The sequence below is a fragment of the Glaciecola sp. MF2-115 genome, assembly GCF_047250385.1.
In the GTDB taxonomy this organism is placed as follows: Bacteria; Pseudomonadota; Gammaproteobacteria; order Enterobacterales; family Alteromonadaceae; genus Glaciecola.
This window is the reverse complement of sequence record NZ_JBLBVM010000033.1, coordinates 1-16,200: the sequence shown is the minus strand read 5'-3', so window position 1 is coordinate 16,200 and position 16,200 is coordinate 1. Positions and strand designations below refer to the sequence as shown.

15 protein-coding genes are annotated in these 16,200 nt (G+C 41.6%); 3 read left to right on the top strand and 12 right to left on the bottom strand.

Annotation, left to right across the window (positions count from 1 at the left end; genetic code table 11):
- Nucleotides 1-77 precede the first annotated feature (77 nt).
- From ACKLNX_RS01660 to ACKLNX_RS01615, 10 genes are all read right to left on the bottom strand, one after another.
- Nucleotides 78-1,301 carry a hypothetical protein gene (locus ACKLNX_RS01660; protein WP_412970988.1) on the bottom strand — a complete coding sequence of 408 codons (1,224 nt, stop codon included), beginning with the start codon at nucleotides 1,299-1,301 and terminating at the stop codon, nucleotides 78-80.
- Nucleotides 1,302-1,335: 34 nt separating this feature from the next.
- Nucleotides 1,336-1,689: a hypothetical protein gene (locus ACKLNX_RS01655; RefSeq protein WP_411693878.1), complete on the bottom strand. Its 354-nt coding sequence runs from the start codon at nucleotides 1,687-1,689 to the stop codon at nucleotides 1,336-1,338.
- Between the two features lie 212 nt (nucleotides 1,690-1,901).
- Nucleotides 1,902-2,387 carry a YybH family protein gene (locus tag ACKLNX_RS01650; protein WP_411693877.1) on the bottom strand — a complete coding sequence of 162 codons (486 nt, stop codon included), beginning with the start codon at nucleotides 2,385-2,387 and terminating at the stop codon, nucleotides 1,902-1,904.
- A 40-nt stretch (nucleotides 2,388-2,427) separates the two neighbouring features.
- Nucleotides 2,428-3,363 (bottom strand): copper resistance D family protein, encoded by a 936-nt coding sequence (locus ACKLNX_RS01645; RefSeq protein WP_412970987.1) that lies wholly within the window; start codon nucleotides 3,361-3,363, stop codon nucleotides 2,428-2,430.
- Nucleotides 3,364-3,375: 12 nt separating this feature from the next.
- Nucleotides 3,376-3,780: a copper resistance protein CopC gene (locus tag ACKLNX_RS01640; RefSeq protein ID WP_411693875.1), complete on the bottom strand. Its 405-nt coding sequence runs from the start codon at nucleotides 3,778-3,780 to the stop codon at nucleotides 3,376-3,378.
- A gap of 30 nt (nucleotides 3,781-3,810) precedes the next feature.
- A complete protein-coding gene (locus ACKLNX_RS01635; RefSeq protein WP_412970986.1) occupies nucleotides 3,811-6,948 on the bottom strand; it encodes an efflux RND transporter permease subunit in 3,138 nt (1,045 codons plus the stop codon).
- Nucleotides 6,948-8,564 (bottom strand): efflux RND transporter periplasmic adaptor subunit, encoded by a 1,617-nt coding sequence (locus ACKLNX_RS01630; protein ID WP_412970985.1) that lies wholly within the window; start codon nucleotides 8,562-8,564, stop codon nucleotides 6,948-6,950. Before ACKLNX_RS01630 ends, ACKLNX_RS01635 begins: the two co-directional genes overlap by 1 nt.
- Nucleotides 8,561-9,919: a TolC family protein gene (locus ACKLNX_RS01625; RefSeq protein WP_412970984.1), complete on the bottom strand. Its 1,359-nt coding sequence runs from the start codon at nucleotides 9,917-9,919 to the stop codon at nucleotides 8,561-8,563. The genes ACKLNX_RS01630 and ACKLNX_RS01625 overlap by 4 nt, the downstream gene beginning before the upstream one ends.
- Nucleotides 9,919-10,443, bottom strand: a complete 525-nt coding sequence (locus ACKLNX_RS01620; protein ID WP_311360271.1) for a DUF411 domain-containing protein — start codon at nucleotides 10,441-10,443, stop codon at nucleotides 9,919-9,921. Before ACKLNX_RS01620 ends, ACKLNX_RS01625 begins: the two co-directional genes overlap by 1 nt.
- Before the next feature lie 106 nt (nucleotides 10,444-10,549).
- Complete coding sequence (locus ACKLNX_RS01615) at nucleotides 10,550-10,837, bottom strand: hypothetical protein (RefSeq protein WP_412970983.1); 288 nt, start codon at nucleotides 10,835-10,837, stop codon at nucleotides 10,550-10,552.
- Between the two features lie 336 nt (nucleotides 10,838-11,173).
- On the opposite strand from ACKLNX_RS01615, the gene ACKLNX_RS01610 reads away from it, so the two are divergent.
- Both ACKLNX_RS01610 and ACKLNX_RS01605 read left to right on the top strand, forming a co-directional pair.
- Nucleotides 11,174-11,854 carry a heavy metal response regulator transcription factor gene (locus ACKLNX_RS01610; protein WP_411693871.1) on the top strand — a complete coding sequence of 227 codons (681 nt, stop codon included), beginning with the start codon at nucleotides 11,174-11,176 and terminating at the stop codon, nucleotides 11,852-11,854.
- Entirely contained in the window at nucleotides 11,847-13,274 is a 1,428-nt protein-coding gene (locus ACKLNX_RS01605; RefSeq protein ID WP_311360268.1) for a heavy metal sensor histidine kinase, read from the top strand. Before ACKLNX_RS01610 ends, ACKLNX_RS01605 begins: the two co-directional genes overlap by 8 nt.
- A 35-nt stretch (nucleotides 13,275-13,309) precedes the next feature.
- On the opposite strand, the gene ACKLNX_RS01600 is transcribed toward ACKLNX_RS01605, so the two are convergent.
- Together ACKLNX_RS01600 and ACKLNX_RS01595 are read right to left on the bottom strand one after the other, a co-directional pair.
- Nucleotides 13,310-14,737, bottom strand: coding sequence for a DEAD/DEAH box helicase (locus ACKLNX_RS01600; RefSeq protein WP_412970982.1), 1,428 nt, complete (start codon nucleotides 14,735-14,737; stop codon nucleotides 13,310-13,312).
- On the bottom strand, nucleotides 14,734-15,255 hold the full coding sequence (locus ACKLNX_RS01595; protein WP_412970981.1) for a hypothetical protein: 522 nt from the start codon (nucleotides 15,253-15,255) through the stop codon (nucleotides 14,734-14,736). Before ACKLNX_RS01595 ends, ACKLNX_RS01600 begins: the two co-directional genes overlap by 4 nt.
- Nucleotides 15,256-15,377: 122 nt before the next feature.
- On the opposite strand from ACKLNX_RS01595, the gene ACKLNX_RS01590 reads away from it, so the two are divergent.
- A complete protein-coding gene (locus tag ACKLNX_RS01590) occupies nucleotides 15,378-15,584 on the top strand; it encodes a helix-turn-helix domain-containing protein (RefSeq protein WP_411693867.1) in 207 nt (68 codons plus the stop codon).
- Nucleotides 15,585-16,200: the final 616 nt, after the last annotated feature.

The window sequence follows — 16,200 nt, the reverse complement described above, 5'->3', positions numbered from 1 at the left end:
TCCGGTTGACAATAAACCTGTTCCTCACTCGCTAAAAAAGCATAGACCTGTGAGTAGCTCACAGGTCAAGTGATATTTTAGCTATGAGGTGCCGGCATAGACCAAACAATGACCAACACCAATAGCGCAGACAATATAATTGTCCCCGCTAACGTTAACCAATCACGCCGTGTTTTATGCTTTCGTCCTGACAACAGACAGGTCGCAAGCACCGTTTGCGATAAATAATAGAGCGCAAAGCCTTTGCTTGCTAAGTTTATGATCTCAAACACATTGCTGGTCCAAACAAGTACAATAGCGATGCCAATGATTAACATGTAATAGACGTTTGTTGAAAGACGAGCTTTTATCAACTCTCTGAGTAAGCCACCGCCGCCAATTGTGTCTGCTAAAGCGGCACTAATTTGACTGGTGGTTGCTGCAATAAGAAGTAAAAACGGTAGGATCCATATCGCTTGGCCAAGCGTCTGACTAATGGTTGTTTCACTTAATTCAACGATGGGATATACATTGAATAAGGGGCAAGTTAATCCAATAAACACTAGGTAAATGACGGTCGCAATGCCTTGAGCATATTTTACTGCCATTATGCGCTGGTAAGCCGAATATTCAGCGCCCATAAATCTTGCCGTTTCAAAACCTTGAGTGACCATCAACATACCCGCCAAGATACTTAAGGTTTCAACAGGACCGATAGCATTGAGCGCTTCATGCTGAAACCATGTCGCGCCACTTGACATGTCAAATGTCAGCAATGCAACAAGTACTCCCACTATAATCGCTAACTTGATTGTGACCGCATAGAGCTCTATTACTTCAAGCCCTTTAGCTCCTCTTAGCCACGCAATAAACATTATAAATAGTAAGGCTAGACTGGTGGCTACCTTTATCACGGTATCATCAGTAACGCTTATTCTTTCAAACACAAATGATGCGAATAGACTAATATAAAAGGCGACTGAAATAGCATACGCCGCCCCTAAAAACCACTGTCCAATATATTCTAATTTAGCAATGCCTCCATTAGGATAGTCTTCCAAATGCGGCTCAGCGTGAGCGATGTTAAACCGAATGACACCACCTAAACAATATGCAAGAGCAGATAACAACACGATCCCCAGTAATGCCCACTTCCCCATAACAGAATGAAGCAGCGGTGCAACAATTAAAAAGCCACTGCCAATGATGGAGGCAAGAGGTGTCACAGTTGCTCGCCACTGTGGCGACAACCTGACGCGGTTGTTAAATAAGCCCCAACCAACAATCAACGTCGATATAATCGCAACACTGTTTAAGAGCATGCCGTTTTCCATTAGATATATTGCCTCTACGCACTTATTTAGCGTTGAACTCTACAATGTCATTTGGCATGACTTGACCGCTCACAATCGTTGCGTTAGCAAAGTGTTCATCCTTAGTATTCCCCAAACGCACTTTACCCACGTATTCTCTGGAGTAGCCTGACTCACCTTCGGTGATCACATTGTCATCGTATACAGCTCGATACACGTCATACACTTTGTTTTGTTTCAAATTGTTAGTATCTGCGACACACACAACAAGTTCCCTTCCTTTGGCTGTGACGACTTGTCCACTCATGATGTAATCGTGATACAACTGGCTAGCACACCCGCCTAGCAAAAATAAAGATACGGTTAATACCGTGAGTAACTTAGTGAAATTTCTCATAGTTTTTTCCTTGTTAATATACTGACAACTAACATTGCGATTGAATTGTGAACAGGCTCACAACCCATATAGTAAGCTTACTTTTTAGCTGATATCTCAACATGATCTACATCAATAAAAAACGGCTATTGCATTACCGTTTGATTACAATTATGTAATAGAAACAATGCTATATAAATTTAATTGCGTTAAAAAGGGAGTGTAATGCACGCTTAATTTGACCAATGAATGTGTGAAATTTTCCATTGACTATCTCGTTTAATAAGCGTGATAGTTTCATTACTTGTTCTATCAATGCTTTTTCCCTTAAATGTGCCAGTCAAATGGCTTCTTGAAAAAGAGGTTGCTATGCCATCGTACTCATGGACATGGTGTTCAATTAGGTCAATTTGCATGGCTTGTAAGTATTTAATGTCTGACAACATATGATGGCTTGCATATTCTTTCGCGCTTCGTTCAACACCTTGCCCTTCAAAAATCAGCACGTTATAAACGAGCAGGTTTCGAGCAGTCTCAACATCACCGGTTTCAAGTGCTTTGTGAAAGGCAAGTACAGTTTTTGCAGCTGTTGTTTCAGTCCCAGTAAACATAGATGCTTTAGCTTCATTATGAGTATCACCGTCATGCGAAAAAGCGAACGGACTCAACGCAACAATTGCGACAAATGCCAAAAGGCCCTTATGAATTGTGTTTTTCATTTTTGTTTCCTCTTCGATAGATATTGTTTAATTAAACAAGTTAACTCGCTAGCATTGGCGGTCCCATCGCTGTTGTGACCACGCTAGTAACGAGTAAAATTAAAAAACCCACAAACGTTTCAATCATGATGGAAAGCCGCAATGCGACGGCGCCATCTTCTCGACTCAATATGCGTGGCACCAATACGAACTTATGAGCCACGGCAAACATGAGGAGCAATATGACCAAGGCTATTTTGAGTATAAAAACTTGTCCGTAGCGGCTTGAATACAGGCTTTCTAATGTAGGTACAAACTGAATGAGCATAGATACAGCGGCAGCCACTAAAATAGCGACGCCCCAAACTGCAAATCGACCAAAACGTTCCATGACAACATGCAATGCTTCCCCCTCAAATATGTAAGTCGCGCGCACTAATGGTATTAGCGCACCTAACCATGCAAACGACATAGCTACATGCAGAGTGATAAGCGAGACGCTGCCAAATATGAGTGCATTAGTGTGTCCAGATAACGTAAATGAGGTGCTCAAGCCAATAATGACGAGCAATGTTAGTGTGCCAAATATCCATTGGTTTAACTTGCTCGTCAGAAACAATGGACGAATTAATATCAGAGTCAAAAGTGCAAAAGATAGACCGAACGCGATTCCTCTAGTCATCGTCAATGTACCAACAGAGCTAGCCCACATCATGTTGAGCATGATGGGGTCGAACATGCCTTTTACACCATTTTCTGCAAGGTTGCCTGTTTGTACAAAAAAATCGACAACATTAGCGATGAAACCAATAATGACCAATACCATTGCGACTTTGCATATAGCCTGTCGCCAACGCATTGCAGCTTTGTCAACACTCTCAAGCGAAGCCGCCGGGATATAGAGATACACGCAAATAATGCTAAATGCCGCGCTTATCCCCAAGTACACCAGAAACTTGTTGAGTACTAGCAGTCCTATCCAAATTCCTGATGTCATAGGAATTCCTTTTTAATGATTGTTATGGTCGTTGTGATCCATCTTTTTATGTTTCATCTCTTTCATGTTGCCAGCAGCATGGACCATAAATGAAAAGTCTCCTTTCATCTTATGACCGTCTACTCCCATAATTGTCCATGACGCTTTGTAAGTGCTAGGCATTAGTTGGGGCAAGTCATAGCTGTATGTTTTGCTCGCTTCCATTGAGGGGGCGAATTCAAATTCAACCTTTTCATTTTTGCTGTCCAATATAGACAAGTTAACCAAACGAACTTCGTCACCAAATGTGACAGCAATGGTCTCTGGGCTTTTCATTAACATGGCATTGTCTTTGGGCACTGAGGACGTGATGCCAGTGTGCGCTAATACTGACAGACTGCTCATTGTGATAAGAAGCGTTGCGATAAATTTTTTCATGTATTAATCTCTCTTTTGTAAAGTTACGGGTTAAATGTTTTTAGCTAATTGGTGTATTTGCCTTTTTTTCCACAACAGATAAATGGCGGGTAAAACAAGTAGCGTGAGTAGCACTGCACTCATCATTCCGCCTACCATTGGCGCGGCAATTCGACTCATGACCTCTGCCCCTGTTCCTGTTCCATATAAAATAGGTAGCAAACCAAGAATGATGGCTAAAGCCGTCATCATGACAGGCCTAACGCGCAGTCCTGCGCCGTGCAATATAGCTTCTGTTAACTGTGCATCGCTCGGTATTACATTTTGTTCTTTGCAGCGCGTAATTAGCGCGTTGTATTCCTGGTTCAGGTAGACCAACATGATCACACCTATTTCAACTGCAACGCCAGCGAGTGCTATAAAACCGACCCCTACGGCTACCGAAAAGTTGAACCCCTCTAGATACATTAACCAAATGCTACCAACCATCGCCAAAGGCAAAGTGCCCATGATAATGGCCACTTCAGTAATGTTTCTAAAGTTGAGGTACAACAGAATGATAATAATGGCCAGCGTCAGTGGCACAACGTAGGTGAGTTTTTCTTTGGCACGTTGCATATACTCATATTGACCAGACCAAGTTATGGAGTAACCAGCAGGCAATACTAACTGCTCACTCACGGCTTGCTGAGCTGACACCACATAACTGCCAATATCCACGCCATCAATATCCACAAACACCCAGCCATTTAGGCGTGCATTTTCACTTTTTATGCCGGGAGGGCCATCCTCTATGTACACATCTGCTACATCTGCAAGCGCAATACGCTTTCCTTGCGGTGTTACAATCGGCAATAAAGATAGTGCTTGTGGGGATGAGCGATATGATTGAGGATAGCGCACGTTGACCGGATATCTCTCAAGCCCTTCAACACTTTGCGTGACATTCATACCGCCAATGGCACTGGATACAACTGACTGAATATCAGCAATGTTAAGGCCATAGCGCGCAGCTTTATCGCGCTGTATGTCAACCTTTACATAGCGCCCGCCTGCCACTCGTTCCGAATAAACAGAGGCCGTCCCATCTACTTGTGCAAGAATTGTTTCGATTTGTTGGCCAATGCTCTGTATTTCGCCAAGCTCTGGTCCTCCTATCTTGATACCTACCGGTGTTTTGATCCCGGTAGCCAACATATCAATCCTGGTTTTAATGGGCATGACCCAAGCATTTGTGAGCCCTGGGAAGTCAATCAGGTTATCAAGCTCTTTTATCAAATCTTCAGTAGTTAGCCCCTCACGCCATTCATCGTGGGGCTTTAATTGTATGAACGTTTCTATCATCGTCAAGGGCGCGGGATCGGTGGCAGTTTCCGCACGTCCCACTTTACCGAACACCGTTTCTACCTCGGGCACGGTATAAATAAGCTTATTAGTTTGTTGTAGCAACTCCCTTGCTTTACCGATGGATATGCCAGCATATGTGGTGGGCATATACATTAAATCACCTTCGTCAAGCGGCGGAATAAATTCGCTGCCAATTTTATTGACCGGCCAAAAACCAATGACTAGCACAACCAATGCGCCAACAAGCGTCAGCTTTGGAAAACGCAGCACGGTTTTTAACGATGGAATGTACAGCCAAGACAAGCCCTTGTTGACAGGGTTCTTATGCTCAGGTAGTACTTTTCCTCTTATAAAATACCCCATTAATACGGGTACTAATGTTATGGCAAGTGCAGCGGAGGCCGCCATTGCATAGGTTTTTGTATACGCTAAAGGGGAAAACATCCGCCCTTCTTGCGCTTCTAGCGTAAACACTGGGACAAAGCTGACTGTAATAATAAGAAGGCTAAAAAATAACGCCGGGCCAACCTCCACAGCCGAGTCAACGACAATTTGCCATCGGTTTTCTTTAGTAAGTGGCGTTCGCTCCATGTGTTTGTGCATGTTCTCAATCATAACTATGGCACCGTCAATCATCGCGCCAATAGCAATGGCAATCCCCCCTAGCGACATGATGTTGGCATTGATCCCTTGAAAATACATGACGATGAACGCCACGAGAATACCAACCGGTAGACTCACAATTGCTACTAGCGATGAACGAACATGAAATAAGAAGGCGATACATACGACGGCAACCACAGCAAACTCTTCCAATAGCTTGAAACCAAGATTATTGACTGCGCGTTCAATCAATGCAGACCTATCATAAACTGTCACCACTTCAACACCGTCTGGCAAACCTTTTTTCAGTTCCTCAAGCTTAGCTTTTACCCCGTCAATGGTTTTTTGCGCATTTTCGCCATAACGCATCACAACTATTCCACCAACAGTTTCACCTTCTCCATTTAACTCAGCAATGCCACGGCGCATTTGTGGTCCTAATTGCACGTCAGCAATATCTTTGACCAACAATGGCGTGCCATTGTTGTTTACGCCCAAGGGAATAAGCTCTATGTCTCGTTTATTTTCGATGTACCCGGTAGCACGAACCATATATTCTGCTTCAGCCATCTCAATAACCGATGCGCCAACCTCTTGATTACCGCGCTTAATGGCCATCTGAATATGAGAAAGGGGTATGCCATAGGCTCTTAGCTTCTCAGGATCCACTCTGACCTGATACTGCTTAACCATCCCGCCTATCGAAGATACTTCTGATACGCCAGAAACTGTCTGTAACTCGAATTTTAAAAACCAGTCTTGTAAACTGCGCAACTGACTAATATCGTGTTGGCCCGTTCTATCGACTAAGGCATAAAGATACACCCAACCCACACCCGTTGCGTCTGGTCCTAGTTGAGGCCTAGCATTTTCAGGTAAATTGGGAGCAACTTGGGATAAGTATTCGAGTACGCGGCTTCTCGCCCAATACAAATCCGTATCGTCATCAAAAATGATGTAGACATAAGAGTCACCAAAAAATGAGTAACCTCTCACGGTTCTGGCACCAGGCACCGATAGCATCGCGGTAGTAAGAGGATAAGTTACTTGATCCTCAACAACTTGAGGTGCCTGCCCAGGGTAACTTGTTTTAATAATCACTTGCACATCTGACAAATCAGGTAGTGCATCTACTGGTGTGTTTTTTACAGCGACCAAGCCTCCACCAACAATGATTATGGTGATAAGCAATACAAAAAATCGATTGGTGACAGACCACCTAATAATGGCTGCAATCATTAGTACTGTCCTCCGTGACCTGAATGATCCATCTCTTTATCTGCATTGTCTGTGCCCATCGAGTGACCAGAATGATCCATACTCTCCATATTTTCCATAGACTCTGTATCATCCATATCATCCATATCGTCCATACCTTCCATGTGCATCATGTTGCCGTCTTCATCCACAATATGGATTTGTGTAATTAAGTAATCACCTGAATCTGTCTTTGTAATTTGTAAATGCAATGACATGCCAGGCATTAACTTGGTAATGTCCAAATCTTGGTCAACAAAAAAATCCATTGTCATTTCAGGCCAATCCCATTCGTCAATTGCCGCATGATCAAGATTCACCATATTATGCTCTGCCATCACACTGTTGACAGTTGCGGTAGTCCATACCTTAGATGGCATGGATTCGGCCTCTTCCATTCGTTTAAAATCAGAAGAAATGCTGCTTTCAGAATCTAATAAGAATTGAGCAGAAGTGACGACAACATCATCGTCTCTCAGACCGCTTAAAATCTCCGTGTATTCATTGACGATATTACCAACCTTGACTTCGATAGATTTAAAGCGCCCCTCACCTAAAGCAATTACCACTCTGTCTTGCTTTCCAGTGCGAATAACCGCTTCAGTGGGAACCAAAAGGTTTTCATCATCCAGATCGGAATGGATGGTGACTTGTGCAAACATATTGGGTTTCAAGAAATACTCGGGATTGTCAAAACGTAATCTCGCTTTAAGCGTTCTTGTGTCTTTGTCTAATGTTGGGTAAACATAATCAACTTCACCCTGCCACACTTTTTCTGGCAAATACTCAAGCGTCATGGTGACCGCTAAGCCTTTCTCTATCTGGTTCGACTGACGTTCAAATACCTCGGCATCCACCCATACTTCATCTAACGCGCCAATAGATAATATCGTCACACCAGGTTTAACATAAAAGCCTTGTCTGATATTCAGATTATCGACAAAGCCTGTTTGAGGGGCGGTAAACGTGATGGTTTGTTGAACTTTACCGGTTTGCTTGAGTTGGTTAACCGCTTGAGCTGGCATTTGAAGCGCTTCAAGCCGAGAGGTAGCTGCCTGCAGTAGATTGACGTTATTGCGGTTTCGAGCAAGCAGAAATTCCTCCTGCGCATTCACTAACTCAGGTGAATAGAGTGCGTATAAAGGCTCACCTTTTTTAACGTATTCGCCAGCTGCTTTGACATATAATTCGTCTATCCAACCTTCAACACGTGGGTGAATATGCACAAGCGTGTCTTCATTGTATTGCACATAACCTACCGTTCTAATTGGCACATGTAAGCTTTTTCTTTGCACAGATGCCGTTCGCACACCTAGGTTATTTTCTACATTTGGATGTATTGTGACGGTGCCAGGACTCTCATCCATGCCCCCATCATCATATACCGGCACAAGATCCATTCCCATTGGTGATTTACCGGGTGCGTCTCTTCTATAGTTCGGATCCATAGGGGCGACCCAATATAAGGGGGCGTTGCTATCGGCATTGTCGGCATTTGCTGCGCTATCGCCTGAATGGGGCAAGATAAACGTATAAGTCAATGCAGTTAGCACCGCTCCAGCGATGAGTCCAATGGCCAGTGTACTTGTATTTTTCATGAGTTGTCTCCAATGCGATGAGTAACGTCTTGACCATCGCTAAAAAAATAGTTGAGTTGTGATCGCGACTTGAGTAAGTCAATATCAATGTTCAATGCGTCAATTCTGGCATTCAGATCGGCTATTCTTGCTCTTACTACTTCAGCAAAATCACCATCATCATTAGTATATGCCGTTAAAGAAGCCTCAGCTTGCTCGCTCATTTGAACCAAAATATCCGTTTGATAAAGTGTTTCGCGCTGCAAAAGCCTTAAGTGAGCAGCATATGCAGATTGCAGTTGAGATAGCAGCGATCTAATGGCTAATCTCTTTTCTGTCTTTATCGCCTCAGTTTGACTAATCGCTGCGGAGACGTCCTGATCTTGTTTGTTGCTGGTAAATAAGGGCACGTCAAATGAGATACCCACCGAGATAAAATCAGCTCGGCTACGTTCTAACTGATCGTCGGCTCTATATGCATAACTTGCGTTTACACCCCATTGTGGCTTGTATTGCTGCTTTGCTAAATCAATACCTGTTTTACTGGCTCTTATTTTTTGCTCAATCGCCAAAACATAAGGGTGCGCCACCAATAAATTGGCTAAGCTTTGCGCATCGTGACTGTTTAGCGCTTGTTCAGCATCTACATACAAAGGTTTAATTGATGGCGTTGCAGCAGGTAGAGAAACCATTTGCCTATATCGCATTTGATTAGATGTCCAAGCCGTATCATCTGATAACCATTCAAGCAATTCAGCAAGTGCTTGCTCTTTTTGGGAATGCAATTTAGTCAGTCGGTCATCAAGCCTTGTTAGCTCGAGCTGAGCGCGAACGATATCTTGTTGCCTTACTTTGCCGACCGCTGACGAGTAACTCGCTTGGGCGACGTCGCCGAGCTGTTCAAATAAAGCACGGTCTTGTTCAATGAGTGATATTGTCTGTTGAGCCCGATAAATCTCAAGCCACTTAAGAGAAACCGCCAATGTTGTTTTCGCGATTCGATCTTTGCGCATGATTGGGTGTTGCTTCGCGAGTTCTTCAAGTTGTTTGCGCTTAATATCCAAACTATCACCGCGGGGAAACATCTGCGATACGCCTGCTTTCAGTTGTGTCATTGGTTCTTGATCAAAAGCAAAACCATCTGTTGGCAGGTTCGCCAGTCCAATCGATACCACAGGATCAGGAACCGAAGAGGCAGACACACTATTCGAGAGTAACGCGTCTTCTCGATATTGACTTCCCTTCAACCATGGATCTTGCTTAATTGCTGCTGTAATTGCTTCCTCTAGTGTTAGAATGTCAGCTTTATTTGCAAAGACGTTATGACTTAGCATCAGCATGATTAATGTTGATAAAAAAGCGATACGATATTTCATTAAAATTGCTCCTCATAACTGGCAATTTCTGCATATACCGATGAGCTTCCGTCTTCTTTTAATAGCAATATTTGGTATGGCATAAAGCGGTCGTCAACCTCCATCCCTGGCGTTCCGACTGGCATGGCGGGGACAGATAGTCCTATGCTATCTTTTGGCACGTCGGCTAAGAACTGTTTGATGTACTTTGCCGGTACATGCCCTTCAAACACATAACCATCATTTGACTCTGCCGTATGACAAGACCGATAATTTGGGGCTATCCCTCTGTCCTCTTTTATGTCCGACATAAACGTAATGTTTCTTGCACTCACATCAAAGCCATGGTCTTCGGCATGATTAATCCATTTTTGGCAGCAGTTACAGGTTCTGCTTTTGTAAACCGTTAGCTCGATGGCGGCAGGTTTGGAAATGTATTCACCTTGTTCAGTCGCCTTGTTGTTAGCGGCATCTGAACAGGCCGTTGTTAGAAGAACAGCAGCGATTAATGATGCCTTTACGGGCAATAGTATTGAAAATTTCATATATCTTTCCTCTCAAAAAAAGAAAAAGTTTGTTTAATAATTTGGATTTGGTTATTTATCTTAACGATAAGCGAATGCAGCTCGCGATATTTGTCGCGACTGCAAGTTATGATATGTAGAGAGGAGTTTTTGGAGGGCGCTGTATCGGATGGAGAAACGCTTTTTTAATTGAGGGCTCAATTGATTTAAACGGTATCGCGGTATAGTCAGGCAAACCGTTTAATCTGCTGTCTACTAGCACGGCGACGATGAGTAAGCCCATCGGGCAACAACAGTCCTTTGGACAGCAGTCTTCACTATTTTCATCCACTGCCATGTTGTCAAAATGAGAACCACTCATAGACATTTCAGACATCATATTATGTTCCTGCATACATGGCATTTCAGAAGACACAGCGAACGCCTCTACCCCTTGCGATAGTAGCAATATGATAACAACACTGATGTGAACGAAACGAGTAAGCAATCTACACCTTCAATATAGCGTAAGGACACATAATACAAACGACGACTTTTCAAATAAAAAGCGTGTTATTCAAACGACTGCAAGATAATATCAACTCAACCTGACAAGACGATTACACATAGATTACATTTCTGTCATCTGATGTTTATTCAACAAATTAGTCCTTTATACTATCGGCATGAGCCGATGTTTACGGTCAGTTGTGCATTCGCTCGATATTTTCCAAAGAGTTGCACAGAAATAGCGGATACAAATGGAGCAAGCATGAAAATACTAGTGGTAGAAGACGAAGTGAAAACCGGCGACTATATTAAACAAGGCTTGTCAGAGGCGGGGTTTGTTGTTGAGTTAGTCAGAAATGGACTTGATGGTCATCACAAAGCAATGACGGGAAACTTTGAACTCGTGATACTGGACGTGATGTTACCTGATATAGATGGTTGGAAGATAATGAGTTCATTGAGGGAGGCCGGTAACCATACGCCAGTACTGTTTTTAACCGCAAGAGACAGTGTTAAGGATAAAGTAAAGGGATTAGAATTAGGCGCGGACGACTATTTGGTCAAACCCTTTGCGTTTGCTGAACTCCTTGCAAGAGTGCGCTCTTTAGTAAGGCGCACGATAGCAGCCCCCACAAATATACTCGCAATTGCCGACTTACAGCTAGATATTCCCTCTCGTATTGCCACAAGGGCGGGCAAAACCATCAACCTAACCACTAAAGAGTTTACATTGTTAGAGCTTATGGTTAGACGACAAGGTGAAGTATTACCCCGTTCTCTCATTGCTTCACAAGTATGGGATATCAATTTCGATAGTGATACCAATGTTATTGATGTTGCTATTCGCCGGTTGCGCGCCAAAATCGATGATGACTTTCCAGTGAAACTTATCCAAACCATCCGTGGTATGGGCTACAAAATTTCAGCGGCTGATAATGAATAAGGTGTTTCGCGTCCCAAACTCACTTGCATTTCGCTCTACGATACTAGTCGGTTTTGCGGTGGTGGTATGCTTAACAATTATGCATGAGATTGTGGTGCGTTCAATAGAGCAACATTTTACTGAACAAGATGCTGGAGAACTTAACGAAGTATTTGTTGCTGTTAATAAGCAACTCGCGGAGTCAGGCTTACAAAAAACATCTCCAGCAGACACACTTGAAGATGCAGTATCAGGGCATCATGGAGTTTATTATCATGTGGAGAGCGCAATGGGAGACGTACTTTATACCAGCAAAGAAGTCGATTTTAGCTTCTACCCAGAATATGCGCGGACATATACATCTGTTAAACCAGAGCATCTGCTGCTATTTAAAGATTCTCAGCATATGTTCCGAGCGACAAAACTAAATGCAACCATTTTAATAGATAATGTCGAAACCAATTTCAGTGTAATAGTTGCGTCTAACATGGAATTCCATATGACGTATATGGATGAATTTAAGAAAACGCTGTGGTTAATTACCTTGTGTGCTGCCGTGATCACTATTTTAGCCGCTAGGTTCGCCATATATAGAGGCCATTCTCCACTGCGAAAACTAAGCCGAAAAATAGAAACAATATCAGCTGACCATCTAGACGCAAGGATCAGTTCAGAAGAGGTGCCAATGGAGCTACTCACTTTAGTTGATTCGTTCAATGTTATGCTGCAAAAACTCGAAGATGGTTTTGTTCGCTTATCTTTTTTCTCAGCCGACATAGCCCATGAACTGCGCACGCCCATTACTAATTTGACCACACAAACTCAGGTGATGTTAAGCAGACCTAGAAGTAACGAACAATATACAGAAATGCTCTACTCTAATCTTGAAGAATTCGACCGTATGACGAAAATGGTCAGCGACATGTTACTACTTGCGCAAACTGAGCATGGCTTAATAAAACCAAACAAAGAAAACATTGATGTTAATAGTGAAATTAAAGACTTGCTAGAATACTTCGAACTCCTTGCTGATGAAAAAAATATAAGCTTACAGTTAGCTGGCCCAACCGTTACAGTTAATTGTGATAGAACTATGCTTCGACAAGCGTTAAGTAACCTAATATCCAATGCAGTCAGATATTCGCCAGTTGATAACGACATTGTAATTGAAACCAAAGAAACCTCAGAACGGGTATCGATATCGGTTATTAACCAAGGTGAAACGATTTCTAAAAAACATTTAGCTAGGTTATTTGACCGATTTTACAGAGCTGACCCCTCTCGCAAAAGAGATGGGCAGGGAGCCGGACTTGGATTAACAATTGCTAAATCAGTAATTAGAATTAATGGTGGTGATATTTTGGCAACGTCTTCAGAAAACGAAATAACATTTACCATCACATTTTCAAAATCCACAAGAACTAGTCTTGCTCCGGTTTAATTGACATTCAGCTTGCAAAAGAATGCTAAACAAAATTAGTGCTGTTTAATTGATGACTCCTTTGATAAAAAGCAAGCCTCGATATATCTAGAGGAAAATTTACCTTCAAAAAGTAGTCCATTGATATAATTGTCTAACAATGATGTTTGTAATCTATTGGGTGAAGTAACATTCGAAGGCGCTTTTATTACAGTATTTCCATTACTCTCAGTTGTCTTTATATTTTTTTCATCTAAAGTACCTTCTATTTTTTTCGTCAATTTGACGCTATCTGTCGAAACCAGTGTTTTGATTGGTCTTACTTCTTCAGGAATATCACGGTGAAGTCGTTGTGCATACTCGATTAACTGCGGTTGTGCTGGAGAATAGAGATAGGCTTCGTGTGTCAGATCATTTTGAGTCATTCGTATTATTCTTCCTAGTATTTGTCTGAAGTGAAGCTCAGTTTTGATCCTAGTTAGGTGACAGCAAACTTGCAAACGCGGTATATCGGTGCCTTCACTAACCATCCCGACAGATACTAACCATTTTTCTTGACTACGCTGAAATGTATTAATCAGCTCTTCACTAAAAGGATTTTTATAAGAAACGATGCTGACTGAGTTTTCAGAAATGCATTTAAGCTTTTCGGCTATTAGTTCTGCGTGCGCCACAGATGACGCAACAACAAGTCCTGCGGCTGAGGGATTGTACTTTCTAACTTTTGTTAGTTGTTTATTTGCTTCCGATATACAGAAGTCAATTACTGTTTCATTTTCTACGATAGATTGGTAAGAAACTGAACCATTTTCCAACATATCTTTTATGCTAGTGTATTTAGTTTTATTGCCGATGCTCTTCGCAACACTTATATTATTATTGTCCACTGCAGTTATTTTTGGAATTCTACATACACCGTCTTTTATTGCTTCAGCTAGTCCATATTCAAAATCACAATATAAATTACCTTCAACTTGGTCATATCTCGACAATGTTACTGGGCGACTATCAGAGCGCCATGGTGTGCCAGTCAGAGCCAATGTGTAGGAAGCATTAGAATGTATATTTCTCAAAATGTGCATTGCCCATACGTTGGCATTTTCAATTTCATTTCCACCACAATGATGGATCTCATCAAAAATTGCGAATACCTTATGCTGCCGAAACATATCCCAAAAATATTCATCTTTATGATTAAGGGATTGATACGTCACACAAACTCCTTTAGACCCAATTAAGCCAGACATAGAAATACCTAGGGTGGCTTCTAGAGTATCTCTCATGCCTTTGGCTGTGCTTATTGACGGCGAAAAGCAGAAAACAAAATCTACCTTGTTTTGTTCTAAAAGATTCTTGGCAACTTCAGCAGCCATTCGTGTTTTACCGGCGCCTGGCGTCGCTAAGCACAAAAAGTGTCGCTGACCGGAACTAAACTTTACAAAAACTTCCTCTAAACATCGTTGTTGCCAAACCCTTAAAGTCATTCGACTAAATCCTCCAACAATGCTTCAAGCGCCTTTACACGCCCTTTTAACTCAACATAATTTTCATGTGCAATATTAAACTTTGTCTGCAGTTTTTCTCTGAGTTTAGGAAACTGCAAACTTAACTCTTCATACTCTTTAGTTTCACCGTGATAAGACAGCATTTCTAATTTACACAACTTCATTCTTTCTGCCAGAATATTCAAAGTAGATGAGCCATAATATTCTTTAGGTCCCTCTTCTTTGATTTGTTTTTTTTGGCTTTCAAATGTCTCTATTTTTTCAGTATTTAAATATTGTATTGGTTTAGTTGTTGATTGCGACCTTCTGATATAACCGTGTTTTAGCAAAGTTTGAAATTGGCCATTTACCCACCTTCTGAGATCATTGGGACATATGTTTGCATCCGAATCTTTTCTCAATATATCTCTGACCTTAACAACAGTGAAAGTTTTACCGCTTTGTTCAGCAAGAGCGGAGATGATTTTCAAATTCGGTTCATAAACTTTCTTTGGCATGCAGATTCCTTTTATTTTCCCTAATGAGATAATCAAAAGGATATTTCTAAATGCGGATTATAGTCCGTGGATAGTTGTGCCGCAACTAGGGATATTGTTGGTTTTATAAATTATGAGCCAAAATGAAAAATCTATCGGCTAGGATCGGTCAAAAAATAAGACAAGCAAGAAGATTAAAAGGTCTATCACAGGAGAAATTGGCCCTAAACGCTAAGATTGATAGAAGTTATATGGGAAGAATCGAGCGGGGTGAGGCGAATATTACTGTAGATATACTATATCAATTAGCAACCATCCTAGAATGTGAACCTCAGAGTCTATTACCATAGCAAGACAGATAACGCTTACGATAATAAATTTTAATGATTTACCACCTAAATTGTAGTTACCACAAATGCCAACCGAAAAAAAACAGTTCATTGTTTTCGCTTTGTACCATAACATTCATATGACAAGAAATGCTCCTCAACCACGTGTCTGAGGTGTAAGTAGTAGATGTCTAATGAGTAGATATCAACTTTAGGGTCCGGGGTATATTGGAACGAGAAAGTGTTGTCTGTAAAGTCAATATAAATTATTTGCTGTTGTAATTCGGCACAAGTGTTATTCGCAATATGTAAAAACATATTTTTGATTTGTAATTTCTTAAGGTTGCAGACTGTAACGCCTTTCCTCCTGATAAAGAAAAGAAAAAGCCGGAATGTGAATAATTCTGGCGATGTAAATCGCTTTTTGTTTTTAAATGGAAATAAATTTTCTCGCCAATATCTGAACGTTTGGTCACCTACTCCTAATAATGAAGCACTGATCTTCCCCTAAATTTGTAGACATTTTTTACTTAGAAAGCGAAGTAAGGTAAAAAGTGTTATGAATAAAAAATACCCCGATGAATTTAAGCAAGAAGCCGTTCGACAAGTATTGGACAAAGGCTTTTCAATACCGAGT

Coding starts and splice junctions, on each gene's coding strand:
- ACKLNX_RS01660 (WP_412970988.1), bottom strand. CDS start 1,301: ATGCTCTTAAACAGTGTTGCGATTATATCGACGTTGATTGTTGGTTGG.
- ACKLNX_RS01655 (WP_411693878.1), bottom strand. CDS start 1,689: ATGAGAAATTTCACTAAGTTACTCACGGTATTAACCGTATCTTTATTT.
- ACKLNX_RS01650 (WP_411693877.1), bottom strand. CDS start 2,387: ATGAAAAACACAATTCATAAGGGCCTTTTGGCATTTGTCGCAATTGTT.
- ACKLNX_RS01645 (WP_412970987.1), bottom strand. CDS start 3,363: ATGACATCAGGAATTTGGATAGGACTGCTAGTACTCAACAAGTTTCTG.
- ACKLNX_RS01640 (WP_411693875.1), bottom strand. CDS start 3,780: ATGAAAAAATTTATCGCAACGCTTCTTATCACAATGAGCAGTCTGTCA.
- ACKLNX_RS01635 (WP_412970986.1), bottom strand. CDS start 6,948: ATGATTGCAGCCATTATTAGGTGGTCTGTCACCAATCGATTTTTTGTA.
- ACKLNX_RS01630 (WP_412970985.1), bottom strand. CDS start 8,564: ATGAAAAATACAAGTACACTGGCCATTGGACTCATCGCTGGAGCGGTG.
- ACKLNX_RS01625 (WP_412970984.1), bottom strand. CDS start 9,919: ATGAAATATCGTATCGCTTTTTTATCAACATTAATCATGCTGATGCTA.
- ACKLNX_RS01620 (WP_311360271.1), bottom strand. CDS start 10,443: ATGAAATTTTCAATACTATTGCCCGTAAAGGCATCATTAATCGCTGCT.
- ACKLNX_RS01610 (WP_411693871.1), top strand. CDS start 11,174: ATGAAAATACTAGTGGTAGAAGACGAAGTGAAAACCGGCGACTATATT.
- ACKLNX_RS01605 (WP_311360268.1), top strand. CDS start 11,847: ATGAATAAGGTGTTTCGCGTCCCAAACTCACTTGCATTTCGCTCTACG.
- ACKLNX_RS01600 (WP_412970982.1), bottom strand. CDS start 14,737: ATGACTTTAAGGGTTTGGCAACAACGATGTTTAGAGGAAGTTTTTGTA.
- ACKLNX_RS01595 (WP_412970981.1), bottom strand. CDS start 15,255: ATGCCAAAGAAAGTTTATGAACCGAATTTGAAAATCATCTCCGCTCTT.
- ACKLNX_RS01590 (WP_411693867.1), top strand. CDS start 15,378: ATGAAAAATCTATCGGCTAGGATCGGTCAAAAAATAAGACAAGCAAGA.